The 19,150-nt window shown below is 66.0% G+C and carries 16 protein-coding genes; all 16 read right to left on the bottom strand.

What is annotated here, in order from left to right; genetic code table 11:
- Window positions 1-55 precede the first annotated feature (55 nt).
- The 16 genes from R2834_06490 to R2834_06415 all read right to left on the bottom strand — a co-directional run bounded on the left by R2834_06490 (window position 56) and on the right by R2834_06415 (window position 19,073).
- The gene (locus R2834_06490; GenBank protein ID MEZ4699960.1) at window positions 56-1,996 is read right to left on the bottom strand and encodes an FG-GAP-like repeat-containing protein; all 1,941 of its coding nucleotides are present in this window, start codon (window positions 1,994-1,996) and stop codon (window positions 56-58) included.
- A 67-nt stretch (window positions 1,997-2,063) separates the two neighbouring features.
- On the bottom strand, window positions 2,064-4,232 hold the full coding sequence (locus R2834_06485) for a PQQ-binding-like beta-propeller repeat protein (protein MEZ4699959.1): 2,169 nt from the start codon (window positions 4,230-4,232) through the stop codon (window positions 2,064-2,066).
- Window positions 4,233-4,546: 314 nt separating this feature from the next.
- Entirely contained in the window at window positions 4,547-5,455 is a 909-nt protein-coding gene (locus R2834_06480) for an AraC family transcriptional regulator (GenBank protein ID MEZ4699958.1), read from the bottom strand.
- A 125-nt stretch (window positions 5,456-5,580) separates the two neighbouring features.
- On the bottom strand, window positions 5,581-6,825 hold the full coding sequence (locus R2834_06475) for an MFS transporter (GenBank protein ID MEZ4699957.1): 1,245 nt from the start codon (window positions 6,823-6,825) through the stop codon (window positions 5,581-5,583).
- Window positions 6,826-6,900: 75 nt separating this feature from the next.
- Window positions 6,901-7,608, bottom strand: coding sequence for a histidine phosphatase family protein (locus R2834_06470; protein MEZ4699956.1), 708 nt, complete (start codon window positions 7,606-7,608; stop codon window positions 6,901-6,903).
- Between the two features lie 5 nt (window positions 7,609-7,613).
- Window positions 7,614-7,907, bottom strand: a complete 294-nt coding sequence (locus R2834_06465) for an antibiotic biosynthesis monooxygenase family protein (protein MEZ4699955.1) — start codon at window positions 7,905-7,907, stop codon at window positions 7,614-7,616.
- Window positions 7,908-8,215: 308 nt separating this feature from the next.
- Entirely contained in the window at window positions 8,216-8,662 is a 447-nt protein-coding gene (locus R2834_06460) for a (2Fe-2S)-binding protein (protein MEZ4699954.1), read from the bottom strand.
- Between the two features lie 5 nt (window positions 8,663-8,667).
- The gene (locus R2834_06455; GenBank protein MEZ4699953.1) at window positions 8,668-10,788 is read right to left on the bottom strand and encodes a xanthine dehydrogenase family protein molybdopterin-binding subunit; all 2,121 of its coding nucleotides are present in this window, start codon (window positions 10,786-10,788) and stop codon (window positions 8,668-8,670) included.
- Window positions 10,781-11,617, bottom strand: a complete 837-nt coding sequence (locus tag R2834_06450; GenBank protein MEZ4699952.1) for a xanthine dehydrogenase family protein subunit M — start codon at window positions 11,615-11,617, stop codon at window positions 10,781-10,783. The genes R2834_06455 and R2834_06450 overlap by 8 nt, the downstream gene beginning before the upstream one ends.
- Before the next feature lie 21 nt (window positions 11,618-11,638).
- Window positions 11,639-12,358 carry a cyclase family protein gene (locus R2834_06445; protein ID MEZ4699951.1) on the bottom strand — a complete coding sequence of 240 codons (720 nt, stop codon included), beginning with the start codon at window positions 12,356-12,358 and terminating at the stop codon, window positions 11,639-11,641.
- A gap of 139 nt (window positions 12,359-12,497) precedes the next feature.
- Window positions 12,498-13,712 (bottom strand): Tm-1-like ATP-binding domain-containing protein, encoded by a 1,215-nt coding sequence (locus R2834_06440; protein MEZ4699950.1) that lies wholly within the window; start codon window positions 13,710-13,712, stop codon window positions 12,498-12,500.
- Window positions 13,713-13,823: 111 nt separating this feature from the next.
- Window positions 13,824-14,774 carry a sugar phosphate isomerase/epimerase family protein gene (locus R2834_06435; protein ID MEZ4699949.1) on the bottom strand — a complete coding sequence of 317 codons (951 nt, stop codon included), beginning with the start codon at window positions 14,772-14,774 and terminating at the stop codon, window positions 13,824-13,826.
- A 10-nt stretch (window positions 14,775-14,784) separates the two neighbouring features.
- The gene (locus R2834_06430) at window positions 14,785-15,750 is read right to left on the bottom strand and encodes a sugar phosphate isomerase/epimerase family protein (protein ID MEZ4699948.1); all 966 of its coding nucleotides are present in this window, start codon (window positions 15,748-15,750) and stop codon (window positions 14,785-14,787) included.
- 119 nt (window positions 15,751-15,869) lie between these two features.
- On the bottom strand, window positions 15,870-17,330 hold the full coding sequence (locus R2834_06425; GenBank protein ID MEZ4699947.1) for a CoA-acylating methylmalonate-semialdehyde dehydrogenase: 1,461 nt from the start codon (window positions 17,328-17,330) through the stop codon (window positions 15,870-15,872).
- Window positions 17,331-17,346: 16 nt separating this feature from the next.
- Window positions 17,347-18,129 carry an SDR family oxidoreductase gene (locus R2834_06420; protein ID MEZ4699946.1) on the bottom strand — a complete coding sequence of 261 codons (783 nt, stop codon included), beginning with the start codon at window positions 18,127-18,129 and terminating at the stop codon, window positions 17,347-17,349.
- Window positions 18,130-18,446: 317 nt separating this feature from the next.
- Window positions 18,447-19,073 carry an SRPBCC family protein gene (locus R2834_06415; GenBank protein MEZ4699945.1) on the bottom strand — a complete coding sequence of 209 codons (627 nt, stop codon included), beginning with the start codon at window positions 19,071-19,073 and terminating at the stop codon, window positions 18,447-18,449.
- Window positions 19,074-19,150: the final 77 nt, after the last annotated feature.

Raw genomic sequence — 19,150 nt, 5'->3', positions numbered from 1 at the left:
GGCAAAAGCCTGTGACTGGTTGAATACGGGATAATCACACCGCGCGCCGCGCCGGCTACTTACCCCAGAAGATGAACGTGCCGCGCGTCCCCGACGCCACGACGTCGAGCACACCGTCGCCATCGATGTCCAGCACCTTGACCTCGGAACCGACGCCCGACTTGTTATGGATCAGATGCGGCACGAATTCGACGCCTCCCGGGGCTCCCGGGCTTCGGACGGTCTGGTACCAGTAAATGACGCCCTCCCCATCGGGGTCGGGATCGGTATAGGCATCCAGGTGCGACCAGTGCCGTTTTCCGGTCACAAAATCCATGATGCCGTCCCCGTTGATGTCCGCCAGCGTGGCGCCGGAATGGACCTGGGAGAAGGTGACGCCGCCGGCGTTTTTCGTCGAGAAGTCGCCCATGATCAGGTGCTCGTCGAACGAGATCTTGCCGGCCGGGTCGCGTTTCTGCTTGTACCACGCCAGGCCCCAGCCGTGCGCGCTGAGGCTGGTCACGACATCGTTCAGGCCGTCGCCGTCGAAGTCGTACACCGAGATCTCGGCGCCGCCCGGGTGCTGCGGCGAACGGGTGTAGCGGCCAAACTGATCGTCGTGGTAGATCCACATGCCTTTGTCGGGGCCGGCGGCAGGCTGCTCCCACCATCCCCGGGCCTGCAGGATATCGATCCGGCCGTCGCCGTTGACGTCGCCCGTGCCCACGCCGTGCGTGTTGCAGCCGGCGACGACGGGTTCTGAAATCTTGTGCACCTTCCACGCGCCGTTGAGATTGGCCGGATCGGGCTCGCCGTAGGCCACGCGGCCGTCATCCGCCACATAGACGATCTCCGGCTTCCCGTCGGCGTCCACATCCGCGCGCACGGCCGTTTCGCTACAGACATCCGGCAGCGCCTCGATCCGGTCCCAAAAGCGCCGCTCGCCCCTGGGGTTGACGTACAGCACCAGCGGCCGGCGTTCGGTGACGAGGGCATCGACCCATCCGTCGCCGTTCCAGTCGTTCGCGAACGTAAGCATGTCGTTGATGTACTCGAGCCCGGGGTTGAATACGCGGGCCTCGTAGTACTCGTGCCGCTCGGTGAATTCGGGGCCGAGGTAATAAAACGGTCCGGAGATGAGGTCGTTGATGCCGTCCTGGTTGACGTCCGCGATATCCGCCCCCCATCCGAAATAGAATTCGTTGAGCTGCTGTGCCCGGAACTGGTTGGAGGTCTTCTCCGGCTCGACGTTGAGGACGTGCAGATCCTTCACCGACACATCCTCGAACTCCACCGTCCCCGAGCCCACATACAGCGCGATCGGGCCATACCCGTGGACGCGCGTCACCGGGATGATCACGGCGCCCCCGAACTCCGGCGCCGGCGTATCGGGGAATTCCTGCGCGATGCCGCCGGCAATGGCGTTGCGGACGTTGTTGAGGTGGTTGTAGATGAGGTTGCCGTCGACGATGACTTCGAGGGTATTCCAGGCGTCGGGCTGGACGGGTACCGGGGCCGTCAACGCGGCGGTGGCCGCGTCGAGCACGGGGCTCGATGGCATCGGCGGCTGTTGCCCTCCACCCCCGCCGCCGCCCTGCCGGCGCGCGGACTGCTTCGAAACGATCTTCCCGTTCGCATCGAGGGTGACGCGGTAGGGCGCGATCGTTCCTTTTTCAATCGCCACAAAAACGCCTTTCATGCCGGTCGGCGTCTTTTCGGCGCGCAGGAGCACGCCGGCGTCGCAGGCGCCTTTGCATTTGAAACGGGTGAAAAACGCGGCGTTCTGGTACGACGCATCCAGCATGAGCCATCCGCCATTCCTGCCGGCCGTGCCCGTGATGGCCCCGAACTCCGCCTTCCACTCCGCTCCGCCGATCGGACGCCAGCCGTTCAGCTGCGAGTCGTGAAAGATGTAGTCGGGGATAAAGTCGGGCGCGGGGCTTTGCTGCGCCGACGCCGGCAGGGCTGCGAGCACACACAGGGCGCCAGCGAGCCGGACCATGAACGTAGTGGACATGTCTGATCTCCTAGGGATGGTACAAAAAGGCAGATCCGGAGCGAGGGGCATGAACAGCCCGGCAAACCTATTCCGGAAGTGCGAAGGCGATGTAGGCGGGCGTTCGCGGCCTGACGGCCGGCGGGGACCCCTGGCCGCCGCGCGACACCGCCACGACGACGAACTGGCGGCCCTCGGCCTCATAAATGGTGGGGATGCCCTCGCCGATGCCCGGCAACGGCGTGGACCAGAGCAGGGCGCCTGTTTCACGATCGTGCGCCCACAGCTTCTCGCCGGCGGAGACAAAGATCAGTTCGCCAGCCGTGACGGACGGGCCGCCGCGGACCCAGGTGGAGGTGCCCGTATTTTCGATGCCCTCCGCCACCAGATGATCCACCTCGCCGATCGGCACCTGCCACGCGATGTCGCCCGTCTCCATGTCGTACGCCGTCAAACGGAACCAGGGCGGCTTGATGGCCGGCTCGCCCCGGCTGTCGAGAATATGGTTCCAGCCGCTCTGGTACCGCTGCGGTCCTTCCGGCCGGCCGGTCAATCCGCCGTCGGTCGCCTGCTGCTGGCCGGTCGTCAGCGCCAGCTCCGGGTTGGCCAGATACGCCACCAGGGCGTCGTACTGCGCGGGGGTGATCTGCGGGAAACCCGGCATGAGGCCGCGGCCGACCGTGATCTGCTGCCGGATGTCGTCGTGGCTCAGGCGCTCGACGACGCCGACCAGCGACGGAATGCCGCCGCGAGGCTGGCCCTGCCGGTTGGCGCCGTGGCAGATCTGGCAGTTCGCCTGATAAAAGGCCTGGCCCTGGTCGAACGACGAGCCGCCGGTGCCCACGGCGCCGGCGAAGATGGGTTCGAGCTTCAGCACCGAAGGCATGTTGTAGCTGAGCACGAAAAACGTCCCGTCGCGTGGATCGCCGGCCGTCGAACCCCAGTTCGCCCCGCCCCGGTTGCCGGGCGCCTGGAGCGTGGGATGCGTGTCGGGCGGCGTGAACATCCCCTTGTAGACCATCGACCGGACGAGCGCCTCGAGGGAATCCCGGTCGCTGTCCAGCATGTGCGGGTTAAAATCTTCCACCGACAGGGTCTGGGGGATAAAGGGCGCCGGCTTCGTCGGGATGGGCTGCGTGGGCCAGGCCTGCTCGCCGGGCATGTCGGACGCCGGCATGGGCCGCTCCTCGATCGGCCAGAGCGGCTCGCCCGTCTCGCGGTTGAACGCAAACACAAACCCCGTTTTGGTGGCCTGGGCGACGATGTCGAGCGGCTTGCCATCGCGCTGGATGGTCAGGAGGACGGGCGTCGCCGTGAGGTCGTAGTCCCAGAGGTCGTGATGGACCGTCTGGAAGTGCCACTTCCGCTCGCCGGTGCGCGCGTCGAGGGCGACGAGCGAATTGGCGAAGAGGTTCTGGCCGTGCCGATCCACCCCGTAAAAGTCGTAGTTGGCGGATCCCAGCGGAACGAACACCATCCCGCGTTCGATATCGACGCTCAACCCGCCCCAGGCGTTAGCGCCGCCGGCGGCGTCGGAGCGTCCGGGCGGCCAGGTTTCGTAGCCGAATTCGCCGGGTTTGGGGAGGGTATGGAAGATCCAGACCTGCTTGCCCGTCCGCACGTTGAAGGCGCGGATGTGCCCCGGCCCGGCGGCGTAGCCTTCGCCCGGAGCCGAGCCCAGGATGTAGAGGTCGTCATAGATGACGCCGGGCGCCGGCGCCGTGGCGCGCACCACGCGCATCGGGTCGATGTCGAGCCCCTGGCGGAGGTCGACCTGGCCGTTGTCGCCAAACGAGGGGATCGCCTGGCCGGTGCGCGCATCGATGGCCACGAGGTAATAGCTGCCCCGGAAAAAGAGGAGCCGGCGTTCCGACCGGTCCGCGCTCTCCCAGTAGGCCACGCCGTGCTCGGTGCGTCCCCCGGGCAGCGGGCTCTGGTACGACCACAATTCCTCCCCCGTCGCGGCATCGAGCGCCACCATGGCGCCGCCGTCCCCGAACGCGTACATCACCGAGTCGATCACGATCGGGTTGAAGGCCGCGATATCCGGCGCCTCGTAGCGCCAGGCTTCTTGCAGCTGGTTTACATTCGACCGGTTGATCTGGTCGAGCGCGGAGAAATGGGTCGCGCCGGGCTGGCCCTCGTAGCGCTTCCAGGTGTAAAACGATTCATCCAATGCCTGCTGCTTCGGCGCGCAACCGGCCAGCAGCGAGGCGGCCAGTGCCACGTAAAGGGGCAAGCGCAGGGTGTCTCTCATGATTCACGCAATGATGAGTGGGATGGGCTCGAAATGCGCGTCTTCCGCCGTCGCTTCGTCGTGCCGTGAGGCGACACTGGAGCCGGCGCGACCTCACGCGGCCAGGGACGGGTATCGCACGGGACGGCACGCGACAGGACGCGTTCGCACCCCTGTTCGAAAAACCTGTTTAGCCAGTGAAATAATACCCGGAGGCGTCAAGACGCACGAGAGGTAATTTTTGGTAGTACATGGCGGATTTTTCGCTCGCCCGCGAGGCAAAGAACCTATATCGCCAAATGAAGCCATTCCAGGCCGGCAAGAATGTGCGTTTTTTACACCGCGCCGGCTCTTTTTCCCCCGGGAGCCCGGTGCGCATCCCGCCACGCGCCCGGCGAGATGCCGGCTTCGCGGCGAAAGAGGCGGACGAAGTGCGAGGGGTCGGTGTACCCCACGCGCTCGGCGATCTGGGCGATGGTCAGGTCGGTATGCACCAGCAGATGCCGGGCTTCCGCGATGCGCCGCCAGATGATCCAGTTGCCGACGGTCCGCCCGGTCAGCCGGCGGATCGTCGTGGTGAGATGCGCCGGCGAATAGAAGACTTCCTTCGCCACATCGGCGAGCGAAAGCGACTCCGCATACCGGGCGTCGATCACCTCGAATACCTGTTTGAGCAGCGGCTGCGTCTGCGCCTGCGGCGCCGGATGCGCCATGGCGGCAAACCGGCAGACCTGGACGAGCAGCAGCGTGAAGAGCGCGTTCACCGCCTCCTGCCAGTAGGGAGGCTGCTTGCGGCGTTCGGCCTCGAGCGATCGCAGCGCGGTCTCCCACCCCGAACGCTGGGAGGCGGGCACGTTGAGCCGCATCGGCCCCTCCTGCGAGCCGAAGGCAAACGGCACCAGCAGCGGATGCAGCAGGATGCCGAGCAGCGACTCGCCGGCGTCGCCGTCCGGGTCCAGCGCCGACGCCGTGAATTCCAGGATCCAGATGGTGGACTGTTTCTCGAACACGTCCTCCGCCCACTCGTGCACCTGCCCCGGCGGAATGATGAGCAAATCGCCGGCGGTGCTTTCCCAGACCTCGTCCCCGAGACGGTGCACGCCGCCTGGCTCCTCGAAGTACACGACTTCGAAGAAACGATGGGCGTGCGGGGTCAGGAATTGCTGCGTATGCTGCGGCTCTAGCCGAAACGCGCGTACCGGCGGCCCGCTGGGTGTCGGTTGAAAATTGATCAGTTCTGGCATTGCGCTCCGGTGGATGCGTCCGCAAGATACGAAGCGTATGCGTGAACCCCACAGCCCGACGCTAAAAGGGGCGACCCCTGCCGGAGTCGCCCCTCTGAAATCGGTGCGGTATGTCGGTCAGTCGATCACGAACCGGAAGCCGGCACCGCGTCCTTTTTCGGTTCGCGGAACACGAAACCGAAGAAGACCGCGACCACGATGGCCATCGCCCCCATGATCGTCCAGAACTGCGTCCAGCTCGCCATCGAGAGCGTCGTCCCGTCGCCCATGAACGAGTTGAACAGCCGGCCGGAGAGCTGCGCGCCGATCAGCATGCCGATGCCGTACGTGGCGAAGACGAGCATGCCCTGCGCCTGGGACCGGATCGACGGGTTCGCCAGCTTGTCGATGTAGATCTGGCCGGTGACGAAGAAGAAGTCGTAGCAGATCCCGTGGAGGATGATGCCGGCGGCGATCATCCAGAACACCGAGGCCGGCGCCGCCAGGGCGAACAGCGCATACCGCACGGCCCACGCCAGCATCCCCACGAGGAGCATCCACTTCACGCCGAGGCGGCGGAAGAAGAGCGGCATCAACAACATGAAGACCATCTCCGACACCTGGCCGAGCGTTTGCGTGGCCGCGATGTTTTCCACGCCGGTCGCGCCGAGGAACAGCTGCGTGAAGTTGTAATAGGCGGCGAGCGGGATGCAGATGAGCATCGAGCTGACGATGAACGCGATGAACGACGGGCTCTTCAGTTGCTGGAACGCGTCGATGCCGAGCAGGCTGCGGACCGACACCTTCTGGCCGGCGGCCGGAGGCGGCGTATGCGGCAGCGTGAAGGAGTACAGCCCCAGCAGGATGCCCGCGATGCCGGCCGCGTAGAGCGGCATCGGCGTCTGTTCGGGGACGCCGCCGCCGGCCAGCGGCTTCAGGATAAACGGAAACATGATCAGGCCGGCGAATATCCAGCTGAACGTGCCCCAGGCGCGGATCTTTGGGAAGTCCTTCTCGGGATCCGGGATGTGATGGAACGCCAGCGAGTTCGACAGGCCGAGCGTCGGCGTGTAGGCCAGCTGGTGCAACATGATCATCGCGATGAACAGCACCGGCTGCCCTTCAAACTGAGGCGCCAGCAGCAGGAACATGCCGCTCAGCAGGTGCATCACGCCCAGCACCTTTTCCGTGCTGAAATACCGGTCTGCAATCAGACCCAGGAAAAAGGGCGAAATCAACGCGCCGATGGGCTGCGCCGTGAACGCCCAGAACGTCACCGTCCCCATCCCCACGGTCGACATGTACACCGCGATGCTCGTATACCAGGCCCCCCATACAAAAAACTGGAGGAATGATAACAGGCTGAGCCTACTGGTCAGGTTCGAATGCATAATTCGCTCTTCCGACTTTGGTGAAGGACGGCACACGCGAAGCGCTACCATCCGTGACGTGAAACCGGGCTTTTTTCAAACCCGAAGGGGCATTGTGAGGCCACGGAAGGTGACCGTGCTCTCACGGGGATCCAGGTGGAGGTCGATCGACTCGCCGTATTCCGGCTCCCCAGGATCCTGGTGGGTATAGTGCTGCAGTACGGCACGGAGCACCGGCGAATGCGTCACGCACACGAAGCGCCTCCGGCGGTGCGTTGGAACGTACAACAGGCTCATACAGAATGCAACGATGCGCCGCGCCACCGCCGTCACATCCTCGCCGGGCGGATCGGGCTGGGCCATCCAGTAGCCGATGCGGTCCGGACTCCGAAAAAACGCATGGAAAAACGCGACGGCGTCCACGCCGGCGGCGTCGATGCCGGTCTCGGGGATCTGGCCGGCCATCGCTTCGGGGGTGCTGACCATTTCCACACGCCGGCCCGCCAGAAACAGGTCGGGGTTCCGGATCGCCCACTCCTCGCGGGGCTCGAGGAAGCCGGCGCCTTCTCCGTGCGCCGCGCGCATCGACGCGCGGAGCACGTCGGCCGTCTCTTTCGTCCGCCGGGTCGGGGTGGTCAAAAAATGAACGTCCTCGTCGCGCCGCAGCCCGACGGCCAGCCCGCGGCCCGCCGCCGCGATCTCGACCCGCCCCTCCTCCGTGATCGGTATGTCGCCCCGATGCGAAGCGACCCGGCCGTGACGAACCAGATGCACCGCCACCGGCAAGCTGTCTCCCTGTGCCATCCCGATCAATCGAGCGTTTCGTAGATCGCGCGTTCGCGGTGCGCCAGATTCGGCAGCGCCTGCCCGAGTACGTACTCCTTGAAATGCTCGGTTTCCTTGTGCGCCTCGAAGCCGGCCTCGGAGGTATAGACCTCGTACAGCAGGAACGAGGCGGGATCGTCCACCGACCGCTGCGCCGTGAACTGGATGGTCTCCGGCTCCTCCGTGGTGGACAGCCGAGCCATCGTCCGGACGATGTTTTCGATAAACGCTTCTTTCCCTGGCTTGGCGCGCCAGGTCGCTACGACGACGTAGGACATAGGGGTTGCAGGTTACAGGTTGGAGGCCTGTCCTGAGCGGCGGCGGCGGTTGCCGCCGGCGTCGAAGGATCGCAGGTTCTCAGTAAAAAAATGATTGTCGTCCCGACCGCAGGGCCTGCAAAGCAGGACCGGAGCAGAGGGACCTCCCAAAGGATGGCGGTATTCCACAATCAACGTAGCGCCACTCTTCGGGAGGTCTCTCCGCTTCCCCTCGATGTGATCGAGGGTTCGGTCGAGAAGACATCGAAGTTTCAGGACGATCAGTGACCGATGACCCCTGACCGCGCCCAGAGGGCGCTCACGACCGTTCATCTCCCCGCCGCCAGCTTGACGGCATCGCGGATCTTGACGTAGCAGCCGCACCGGCAGAGATTGCCGCTCAGCGCGAGGTCGATCTCATCGTCCGTCGGATGCGGGGTTTCCTCCAGGAGCCGCTTGGTGGTCAGAATCATCGCCGGCGTGCAGTAGCCGCACTGGAACGCGTGCGCCTCCTCGAACGCGCGCTGGACGGGGTGATCGCCGCCCAGCCCTTCGATCGTCGTGATCGCCCGGCCTTCGGCCATCGGCGTCAGGTAGATGCAGCTGGACACCGGCTCGCCGTCGATCAGGACGGTGCAGGAGCCGCACACGCCGATGCTGCACGTCTCGCGGACGCTCGGAAAGCCCAGCCGGTCGCGCAGGACGTCGAGCAGCATCTCGTCGGCGCGGACGTCCACCTCGGTCGGGGTGCCGTTGAGGGTAAATCGTACGTTCATGATGGTTACGATCGCGGGTGCGTCTCGATGAGTTTCCGGACGGCCGCCAGCCGCGCGGGGCCGTCCCCGCCGTCGAGGGCGTGGATGACGCGCTCTGCCGTCATGGGCAGCGCCGTCTGGTGGATGCCCTGCGACGCCAGCGCGTTGCCGATGGCCGCCGGCACGGGCGGCAGCGCCGTCTCGCCGAGGCCGTACACCTGCGCGCCCTCGCGCTCGACGAGGTCGTGCGTGATCCGCGGCAGGTCGTGGAAACTCGGAACATTGTAATCCGACAGGTTGGCGTTGGTCACCTGCCCGCCGTCGAACTGGATGGCCTCGAACAGCGCCGTGCCCAGCCCCATGATCATGGAGCCTTCGTTCTGCAGTTCGGCCGCCGGCCGACTCACCACCTTGCCGGCATAGATGGAGGCGTGAATGTGGCGCACGTGCAGCTTGCCCGTCTCGCGATCCACGTCGACGACGGCGCCGGCGGCGCCCTGGTGCCAGTGCGACGAGGCGATCCCCTGCCCGGTATCCACGTTCAGCCCCCCCTTGTCCGTCACCTCGCCGACGCCCTTTCGGCCGTCCAGCTCCAGCGCCCGCACGGCCTCGACCAGCGCGCGGCTCATCACGTGGGTCGAGCGGCTCGACGTGGTGCGTGTATCGTACGGCACGATGTCGGTGTCGGGGTCCGGAAACGTCACCCGGTCCATGGGCACGCCGAGGAGCTCCGCCGCCATCTGCCGGATCGCCGGCCGGGCGCCCTGGCCCATCTCGATGGTGGCGCAGCGGATGGTGTACGTCCCGTCGTCCTCTTTTTCGATGCCAATCGACGCGCGGCTGGGGGTCTGCATCCCTTTCATCAGGACGCAGAGCCCCTTGCCGCGGTGATCATCGGAAGAATCCCAGCCTATCGCCTCCGCGCTCCGGCGCAGGCACTCCTCGAAGGCGACATCGTGCATCGTCTCGCCGGTGCAATACGTGTCGCCCTCGCGGAGGATGTTCTTGAGGCGCAGCTCGAGGGGGTCCATCCCGAGCTTGTGCGCCAGCATGTCCATCAGCCGCTCCGACGCCCAGATGCACTGCATCTGCCCGTAGCCACGGTAGGCGCCGTTGGGAGGGGTGTTGGTGTACACGCAGTGGGAATCGACCCACACGTTCGGGATGCGGTACGGCCCCGGCGAGGCATAGCCCATCTTCTGGGCGACGCCCGGGCCGCTATCCGCGTGCGCGCCGGTGTTCGCCCAGCACATGACGTGTTTCGCCACGAGCGTGCCGTCGCGCTTCGCGCCGATCTTCATCCAGAGCGTGGCGGGGTGGCGGTTCATGGTCTGCCACTCTTCGGCGCGCTCCAGGACGATCTTGACCGGCCGGCCGGCCTTGCGCGCCAGCGCCGCCGCGATGGCCTCCGTCCGCACGAACGTCTTCGCGCCGAAAGACCCGCCGAGGGGCGGGACGACGATGCGGACCTGCTCGGGCTTGAGGCCGAAGATGCCGGCCAGGTCCATCCGCAGGTTGAACGGCGTCTGGTTGCCGGTCCAGACCTCGAGCCGGCCGTCGTGCCAGCGGGCCAGCGAGGCGTGCGGCTCCATGGGCACGTGCGCCGCGCTGTCGGTCGTGAACACTTCTTCGACGATGACGTCGCTGCCGGCGAAGCCGGCGTCGATGTCGCCGTGCCGGATGCGGAACCGGTGGCAGATGTTGGTGCCGTCGATCGGCCGCATCCCGAAGTAGGCGGCGTCGTTCTCGGAGATGTAATGGCGGGGATGGACGAGCGGCGCGCCGGGCGCGATGGCGTCCATCTCGTTGAACACCGCCGGCAGCTCGTCGTAGTCGACGTCGATGTACTGCAGCGCCTCGTCGGCCTCGCGCCGCGTGGCGGCGGCGACGGCCACCACCGGGGCGCCGGCGAACAGCGCCTCGTCGACGGCCACGACGGTTTCGTCCTGGATCTGGCACCCGTAGCGGTTCAGATCGCGGATGTCGTCGCGCGTGAGCACCACGACCGAGTCGGGCACGGACGAGGTATCGATGCGCACGATCCGGGCGTGCGCGTAGGGCGAGCGGAGCACGCGTGCGTGAAGCATGCCCTCCATCTCGAGGTCCTGCGCATACCGGAGCGCGCCGGCGGAACGGGGATCAGCCATGGTACAGCTCCTCCAGGGCGCGGCGCACCTCGACGGCGATGACGCGGCGTCGGTACTCCGACGAGCCTCTGGAATCGGAAATGGGGTCGATGCGCTGCGCGTAGGCCTCGCCAATCTCGCGGGCCAGATCGGCGTCGACACGCCGGCCCCGGGCGAGCGCGCAGACCTCGGGGAAATACTGGGGACGGCTCGCCACGGCGCCGACGGCCACCCGAAGCTCGCCGCCCCGGTTGACGGCGGCGACGGAGACGCAGGGGCGGTCTTCGCTCGAACGCGTGCGGAACTTGCGGTACACGCCGGCCTCGCCGCCGGCGGGCACACGCACCTCGGTCAACAGCTCGTCCGGCGCGAGGGCGGTTTCGTAGTAGCCGAGGATGAAGTCCTCCACCGGCACCTCCCGCTCGCCCCGGGGCCCCCGCAGCACGGCGCGGGCGCCGAGCGCGAGAAACATCGCCGGCGGATCGGAAGCATAGTCGGCGTCGGCGAGGACGCCGCCGACGGTCGCCATGTTGCGGACGCGCGGGCTGGCCACCACCGAAAACGCCTGCGCGAGGGCCGGCCAGTGCCGGCGGATCTCGGGCGACAGCTCGATGGCGCGGTGCGTGGTCATCGGACCGATGCGCAGCTCGCCGTCCGCGCGGATGTACGCGAGCCCCGGCACGCCGCGCAGGCTCAGCAGCGCCGCCGGCGCCATGAACCCGATGTTCATCAGCGTGCCGACGAAGGTCCCGCCGGCGACGACGGTAGCTTCATCCTGCAACTCGGCGCGCATCGCCAGCGCGGCGTCGAGCGTGGTCGGCGCGTGCCACTCGGGGCCGTTGAATTCCATAACGTTACCGGTTGCTGAACGTCACCCTTCGAGGATGGCCACGGCGCGGATCGGCGCGGCGGTCGTGCCGACCCACTTGACCGGGAAGACGGAGAGCTTGAAGCCGTGCGGGGGAAGCTGGTCGAGGTTCATCAGGTTCTCCATATGCCAGTAATCCTCGTCCAGCATCACCCGGTGCGCCTCCCAGAACTTCTTCCGCTCGAACATCGCCCACACGGGCGGATCGAACGTGACCGCATCGGTGCCCATCATCCGTACGCCCTGCTTGATGAGGTGCCGCGTCGCTTCCCCTGTCATGCCGCAATGGTCCGTGAGGTACCGCTGTTCGGTGTTGTAGGCCGAAGCGCCGGTCTGGATCAGGACGATGTCCTTCTCCTTCAAGGTATAATTGATCTTCGCGAGCGCCTCGTCGATGTCCTCGGGCGTGATGCCGTAGCCTTTTTCCTTGTGGCGGAAGTCCAGCACGACCCCGTCGCTGTAGCAGTACTCGAGCGGGATGCCTTCCGGCCCGGGCGACTTCGGACCCCGGAGGTGCTTGACGGCGTCGACGTGCGTGCCCACGTGGTCGCTCGTCGTCACGTAGTAGCTGCCGGTGAGCCACGTGGCCCCGTGTTTCGCGGCGCCGATCCGCTCGGCGAACTCCTCCCAGGTTTCATAGATCACCATCACCGGCGGCGGTACCCGCGGAAACGTGATCATGTCGGGATGGACAGGCATGGAAAGGTCGATGAGACGGCTCATAGGGCAGATCGTTTGCTTGGAAAAAGGGACTGAGGCATCGCAAATCGTAAAATCGCAAATCGTAAATCATGTAGTGTCTGGCGACTGGTACATACGTCCCGATACTGCCCAGGGCATTTTGCGATTAACGATTTGCGATTTACGATCTTCCATCTTCGATCATCGCCAGCAGGCCTTCGGCCATGGCGTCGGCAAAGATGGGGTCGTTGATGATGGTGTCGAATTCGTAGACCGGGATGTCCTTGCGGAGGTTCGAGCGCAGGGCGTCGAACAGGGCCGCGTCGGCCTCCGGCCAGTGGTAGGGGCCGCCGGGCTCCGAAATCACGGAAACGGCCTTGAGCGGGAGATATACCGCCACCGGCCCGGTCGCCGCGTTGAACTTCTCGGCGAAGATCTTCCCGAGCTTCGCGTTGTCGTCGATGTCGGTGCGGACCAGCGTTTGTTTGGCATTATGGTGGTAGATCCGGCGGTCGCGGAGCGCCACCGGCACCGAGTCGGGCTCCCAGAAATTGACGATGTCGACGCAGCCGGGGGCGTACACCGCCGGCGTCCCGCTGCGGGCCGCGGCATCGAGCCGCGTGGGGCCGGCGGACATGACGCCGCCGAGCAGCTCGTCCGCCCATTCGGTGAGCGTCACATCGAAGACGCCGGCGATCTGGCCGGATTCGATCAGACTCTCCATCGTCATCCCCCCCGACCCGACGGCGTGGAAGACCAGCAGCTCGTAGCCGGCCGCCTCGAAGTGCGTCCGCGCCCGCTCGACGCATTTGGTCGTGTTGCCGAACATCGACGCCGTGATCGTCGGCTTGTCGTCGCCCTCGGGAATATCGGCTTCGACCATCCCGCATACGGCGGCGGCGGCGCGCGTGAACACGCCGCGCGCGATGCCGTTCAGGCCGCTGATGTCGACGATGGACGGCACCATCATGATGTCCTTCACGCCCACGAAAGGCCGCGTATCGCCGCTCGCCAGGGTGGAGACCATCACCTTCGGGATGCCGAGCGGCAGGGCCCGCATCGCCGCGGTGCCCACCGTCGTGCCGGCGCCGCCGCCCATCCCGATGATGGCGTCGACCTTGCCCTGTTCGTGGAGCCGCTGCACGATGGCGGCCGCGCCTTGCGTCATGGCGATCACGGCCTGGCCGCGGTCGTTGGCGGCGCGCAGCTTTTCGAGATCGGCGCCGCCGGCCGAGGCGACTTCCTGCCGCGTCACGTCCGCCCGGAAAAGCGGGTCGCCGAGGACGCCGGAGTCGATGACGACGGTGCGATGCCCGCGGGCCTCGATCTGTTGCTTGACGAAAAGAACCTCGGTGCCTTTCGTATCGAGCGCACCGATGATGACAATGTTAGCCATGGCATGTACGGAATGATGGGCGCGGCAGACGCGCCCCGGCAATAGTACTGGCCGACGCCCGGCGCCACGAGTGCGCATCTTCGGGAGTCGTTGGCGAATCTTTCGCGCGCGTCAGGCGCCGATGTTGGCGATCAGCTGGTCCTTCATCCAGCCCGCGGCACGCAGCGGATCGGCCGGCGGCGGACTATCGGCGTCGGGCCACATCTCGATCGAATAAATACCCCGGTACCCGGAGGCCTCGGTGGCGCGGACGAGCGCGGCAAAGTCGTAGTCGGAATGCCTCATCTGCTCGTCGAACCCCGTCCCCTTCGCCGAGACGAAGGCCAGGTACGGCAGCATCTTCTGCAACCCGGCGATCCGGTCCTCGATGCTTCCCGCCGGCGTGTTGCCGTAGTCGGCCAGGGCGCGGCAGTTCGGGCTTTCGATGGCCTCGATGATGGCGACGACCGTATCGATGTCCCGCGTGAAGCCGCTGTGGTTTTCGACGAGGATGACGACGCCCTTGCTACCCGCATAATCGACGATCCGGCGATACGAATCGACCGTCACCGCAAGATCGAACGGGTCGCCCGCGCGTCCGCCGGCGTCGACACGGATGCTGGGCGCGCCAATCGCCACGGCGCGGTCGACCCACTCCCTGGCCTGGGTAACGCCCTGCGCCCGCTCGTCGGCGTCCATCGACGACAGATTCGCCAGCCCGCTCACCTGGATGTTCGTGATCCGGGAGCCGGCCCGCTCGGCGGCGGCCCGCACCCGCTCGCAGTAGGCGATGGAGGTATCGTCGAACTGGCGCTCCCAGACCTCGACATTGTGCAGCCCCAGCTCGCCGGCGATGTACGCCGGCGCTGTTTCCAGATTCAGCATCGGCCCCTCGTAGGGCTCCGCCATCATCTCGTGGGTCTGCGCGAAGCGCGACCGCAGGCTCACCGTGGTGATCCCGATACGGGCGAGCTTCGCATCGGCCGAGGCCGCCGCCGAGGGGGCATCGCCCGGCGAACACGACCAGAACGCGGCGGAAGCCGCGACGAGGCCGCTCTGCTGAATAAAGACGCGACGGTTCATGCGCCGCACCTCACGCGCTGATGTTGGCAAGGAGCTGATCCTTCATCCAGTTGCCGGCCTTGATCGGGTCGGCCGGCGGCTGGCTGTCGGCGTCGGGCCACATCTCGATCGAATAGATGCCCCGGTACCCCGACTCCTCCGTGGCGCGCACGAGCGCGGCGAAGTCGTAGTCGCTATGCTCCAGCTGATCGTTGAAGCCCGTGCCCTTGGCCGACACGAACTGCAGCCACGGGAAGAGCTTCTTGAGCCCGTCGATCCGGTCCTGCGTCGTGCCCGCCGGCGTGTTGCCGTAGTCCGCGAGCGTCTTGCAGTTCGGATGGTTGAGCGTCGAGACGATGGCCACCACCTTGTCGATGTCCATGCTGAACCCGACATGGTTTTCGACGAGGACGATCACGCCCTTTTCGCCGGCGTAGTCGGCGATCTGCCGGAACGATTCGACCGTCTCGGCGAGCTTGAATTCCTGGCCTTCCTTGCCGCCGGTGTTGACGCGGAAGTTCGGCACGCCCATCGCCACCGCGCGGTCGACCCACTCCTTCGCCTGGGTCACGCCCAGCGCGCGCTGGGTGGGGTTCGGATCCGACAGGTCCGCGAGCACATCCACCTGGATGTTGGCGATGCGCGAACCGATCTTCTCCGCCGCGGCACGAACCCGCTCGCAATAGGCGAGCGACAGGTCGTCGAACTGATAATCCCACACCTCCACGTTCCGGAGGCCGAAGTGGTCGTAGATAAACTGCGGCGCGGCTTCGAGGTTGATGGTGGGAGCCGAGTTGGGCTCCGCCAGCATCGTGCGCGTCTTCTCGAAATACGAGCGGATGCAAACGGTCGTGATGCCGATACGCGCCAGCTTCGCCGCGTCATTCGACGCGCCGGTGGCGGCCGCTTCGGTGCCAGATTCCTTCGGCGCGCACGACCACAGGGGGGCCGTCAGCGCCACCAGACTACTCCGTTGCAAAAACGTTCGGCGATCCATAATCGTTGGGCGGGTTGATGATGAGAACAACTTCCGAGAGCCGGAAAGGCCTCTTCGCAGTATACCTTGAACCTGAAACCTTGAACCTGAAACCCTTCATCGTTGCACGATGAAGGCCTTTAGAACGTGCGGGACCACGTATCGGGCCAGCGTTCGACGACCACTTTCTTTTTCGTGTAGAACTCGAACGAATCGCGGCCCTGCCCGTGCAGGTCGCCGAAAAAGCTCTCGCGGGCGCCGCTGAACGGGAAGAAGGCCATCGGCGCGGCGACGCCGATGTTGATGCCGATGTTGCCGGCGTCGGCTTCGTATTTGAACCGCCGCGCGCTCGCGCCGCTGCCGGTAAAGAGCGACGCCTGGTTGCCGTACGAGCCGGCGTTGACGCGGGCGATGGCGGACTCGATGTCGTCCATGTAATGGACCGACAGCACCGGCCCGAAGATCTCCGTCGAGGCGACCGCGCTCTCGAACGGCAGTTCCTCCAGAATCGTCGGCGCCACGAAATAGCCGTCCGGGTAGCCGGCGATCGCCGGCTGGCGGCCGTCGACCACGGCGCGCGCGCCGTCCTTCAGCGCCTGATCGACTAGCGTCTCCACACGCGATTTGCTCTGCGACGAGATCACGGGCCCCATCAGCACCCCTTCCTCCAGGCCGAAGCCGGTCTTCCGGGACGCCGCGCGATCGCGCATGGCCTCCATGAACGGCTTGCGGGCCTCGCCGACGACGAACGCCATCGAGGTGGCCAGGCATCGCTGGCCGGCGCAGCCGAAGGCGCTGTCGGCGATGATCTCCGTCGCCTTGCCCAGATCCGCATCCGGAAGCACCACGACGGGGTTTTTCGCGCCGCCCTGACACTGGGCGCGTTTTCCGTTCGCCGTGGCGCGCGAATACACGTGGCGGGCGACGGCGGTCGAACCGACGAAGCTCACCGCCTTGATGGTGGGGTGATCGAGGATGGCGTTGACCACGTCGCGCCCACCGTTGACGAGGTTCACCACCCCGGGCGGCAGGCCGAGCGTCTCGATGAGACCGAACACCTTCTGCATCGTCATCGGAACGCGTTCGGAGGGTTTGATCACGACGGTGTTGCCCGTCGCAATCGCGTAGGGCAGGAACCAGAAGGGGATCATCCCCGGAAAGTTGAACGGCGCGATGATGGCCACGACACCCAGCGGCTGCCGGATCATGGTCTCGTCGATGCCCCGGGCGATGTCTTCCGAGTTGTAGCCCTGCATCATGATCGGGGCGCCGCACGCGACCTCGACGTTTTCGATCGCCCGGCGCATCTCGCCGCGGGACTCCGCAAGGGTCTTCCCGCACTCGAGGGTGATGGTGCGGGAGATGTCGTCGAAGTGCTCCTCGAGCAAACCCTTCAGCTTGAACAGGTACTGGATGCGGTCGGCGACGGGCACGCGGCGCCATGCGGGGAAAGCGGCCGCGGCGGCCTGCGCGGCGGCGTCGACTTCCGAGGCCGGCGACAGCGGGGTGCGCCCCAGTTCCTCACCGGTCGCGGGATTGATGACCGGAAACGCTTCTACGGCGGAGGACTTCCGCCACTCGCCTGCTATGTAATTCTTCATGATGGTCTGTTGGTCGCTATTGGGTGGCGGTGAGGCCGCCATCGAGATACAGCGTCTGCCCCGTGATGAAGTCGGCCGCCGGCGACGCAAAAAACAGCGTGGCGCCGACGATGTCCAGCGTCTCGCCGACGCGCCCGACGGGGATGCGCGAGACGACGCTGTCGTAAAACGCCTTGTCCGCCAGGAACCGCGCCGACTGCTCGGTGCGGATGAACGTGGGCGAAAGGACGTTGACATTGATCTTGTCCGGCGCCCACTCGCCGGCGAGCTGTTTGCAGAGCACGGTGAGGCCGGCCTTGGACGCGCAATACGCCGCGAAGCCCTTGCCGCGCAGCGCCAGCAGGCCGCGCACGGAGCCGAAATGCACCTGCTTGCCGCCCCCGGAGGCCTTCATGTGTTTCGCCGCGGCCTGCGCCTGGTACATGGCGCTGGTGAGATTGAGCTCGAGCACCTTGCCGAAGCCTTCCTCGGTGACCTCATCGGCCAGTTCAGCGTGCGTGTTGCCGCCGACGGTGTTGACCAGGACGTCCAGCCGGCCGAAATGCTTCGCCACGGCGTCGGTCATGCGGTGGGTATCCTCCATCGAGCAGGCGTCGAAGGGGGCGGCGATTGCATTGACGCCCTTGGCCCGCAGCTGCCCGGCAAAGTGTTCGGCTTTTTCGGCGTTATGGCCGGCCACGGCGATGCCGGCGCCCATTTCGGCGAGGCCTTCGCACACCGCGGCGCCGAAGCCGCCGTATCCGCCGGTGACCAGCGCGGCCTTACCGTCGAGCCGGAAGAGTTTTTCGAATATCGTCATGAATCAGAGAGCAAGTGGAAGCCGGAGCCTGGACTGCGCCGGCGTGAGAACCATGTACAGGGTGGTTTTTCGGAAAGTACGCATCCAGCGGCAGCTTCAAAACATCGCGCGAACGGTGGAGCGGAACCGGATGCAAGATGCAGGACGCATGATATCCGCCTAGGGTGCGGGTTCATACAAAGCGTTCCTGCATCTTGCATCCGATGCGGCAGAGGCGATGCTTCGGGACCAGGAACACAGTATACCCGGCGTCTCCCTCCGCTACGAGAGGTAATTTTTGGCAGTCGTTGGTGGATTTTTCGGGAGACCGGTTCCGGCTAGCGTCCGCCGAAGGCGCGTTTTACCCGTCCCCAGAGTGCCCGGAGCACGAGCGAAACCACACCGACGGGCCGGGGCGCGGGAGCCGGCGGCGTGGGGGTCACGGGCGCGGCGGCAGGCGTTGGAGCAGCCGCGGCCGGCGTCGGCTCCGGCACCGCATCCTCCACGACAGCCTGCGCGAGCGTCGCCTGCATGCACGCGCCGAACTGCTTGAACAACTGGCGCGACACATCCTCCATCAGCCCCCGCCCGAACTGCGCCATCTTGCCGGCGACGTCGATCTCGGCTTCGACATCGAGCAGCGTCGTTCCGTCGGCCCCGGCCGAAAGCCGCCCCGTCATGTTCATTTTCGCCGTTCCAGCGCCGGTAGCCTCTTTCCCTTCACCGGAGAGCCGCATGATGCGGTCGGCCTCGTTCACCTCTTCGAGGCGCGCGGTCCCCTTGTACGACGCGGCCACGGGGCCCACCTTGACACGGACGCGACCGGTGTAGGTCTTCTCGTCGACCACCTCGGTCAGCTCGGCTCCGGGGAGACATGAGACGACACGCGGTGGATCTACCAGGTAGTCCCACACACGCCCGATGGGCGCCTGAATCTCAAACCGTTCCTCGATCTTGAATGCCATCGTCTCTGCGTTTGCAGACGCGGTAGTGGAGAAAAGTGGGCGCCATCGCCGGCGCTCCCGAACAGCCCCATGATACT

The sequence above is a fragment of the Rhodothermales bacterium genome (assembly GCA_041391505.1).
In the GTDB taxonomy this organism is placed as follows: domain Bacteria; phylum Bacteroidota; class Rhodothermia; order Rhodothermales; family JAHQVL01; genus JAWKNW01.
The sequence above is the reverse complement of the archived record's forward strand: the minus strand, read 5'-3'. Positions and strand labels throughout refer to the sequence as shown.

Bases quoted from the DNA above. Each gene is read 5' to 3' on its own strand.
- R2834_06490 (MEZ4699960.1), bottom strand. From the start codon at position 1,996: ATGTCCACTACGTTCATGGTCCGGCTCGCTGGCGCCCTGTGTGTGCTC.
- R2834_06485 (MEZ4699959.1), bottom strand. From the start codon at position 4,232: ATGAGAGACACCCTGCGCTTGCCCCTTTACGTGGCACTGGCCGCCTCG.
- R2834_06480 (MEZ4699958.1), bottom strand. From the start codon at position 5,455: ATGCCAGAACTGATCAATTTTCAACCGACACCCAGCGGGCCGCCGGTA.
- R2834_06475 (MEZ4699957.1), bottom strand. From the start codon at position 6,825: ATGCATTCGAACCTGACCAGTAGGCTCAGCCTGTTATCATTCCTCCAG.
- R2834_06470 (MEZ4699956.1), bottom strand. From the start codon at position 7,608: ATGGCACAGGGAGACAGCTTGCCGGTGGCGGTGCATCTGGTTCGTCAC.
- R2834_06465 (MEZ4699955.1), bottom strand. From the start codon at position 7,907: ATGTCCTACGTCGTCGTAGCGACCTGGCGCGCCAAGCCAGGGAAAGAA.
- R2834_06460 (MEZ4699954.1), bottom strand. From the start codon at position 8,662: ATGAACGTACGATTTACCCTCAACGGCACCCCGACCGAGGTGGACGTC.
- R2834_06455 (MEZ4699953.1), bottom strand. From the start codon at position 10,788: ATGGCTGATCCCCGTTCCGCCGGCGCGCTCCGGTATGCGCAGGACCTC.
- R2834_06450 (MEZ4699952.1), bottom strand. From the start codon at position 11,617: ATGGAATTCAACGGCCCCGAGTGGCACGCGCCGACCACGCTCGACGCC.
- R2834_06445 (MEZ4699951.1), bottom strand. From the start codon at position 12,358: ATGAGCCGTCTCATCGACCTTTCCATGCCTGTCCATCCCGACATGATC.
- R2834_06440 (MEZ4699950.1), bottom strand. From the start codon at position 13,712: ATGGCTAACATTGTCATCATCGGTGCGCTCGATACGAAAGGCACCGAG.
- R2834_06435 (MEZ4699949.1), bottom strand. From the start codon at position 14,774: ATGAACCGTCGCGTCTTTATTCAGCAGAGCGGCCTCGTCGCGGCTTCC.
- R2834_06430 (MEZ4699948.1), bottom strand. From the start codon at position 15,750: ATGGATCGCCGAACGTTTTTGCAACGGAGTAGTCTGGTGGCGCTGACG.
- R2834_06425 (MEZ4699947.1), bottom strand. From the start codon at position 17,330: ATGAAGAATTACATAGCAGGCGAGTGGCGGAAGTCCTCCGCCGTAGAA.
- R2834_06420 (MEZ4699946.1), bottom strand. From the start codon at position 18,129: ATGACGATATTCGAAAAACTCTTCCGGCTCGACGGTAAGGCCGCGCTG.
- R2834_06415 (MEZ4699945.1), bottom strand. From the start codon at position 19,073: ATGGCATTCAAGATCGAGGAACGGTTTGAGATTCAGGCGCCCATCGGG.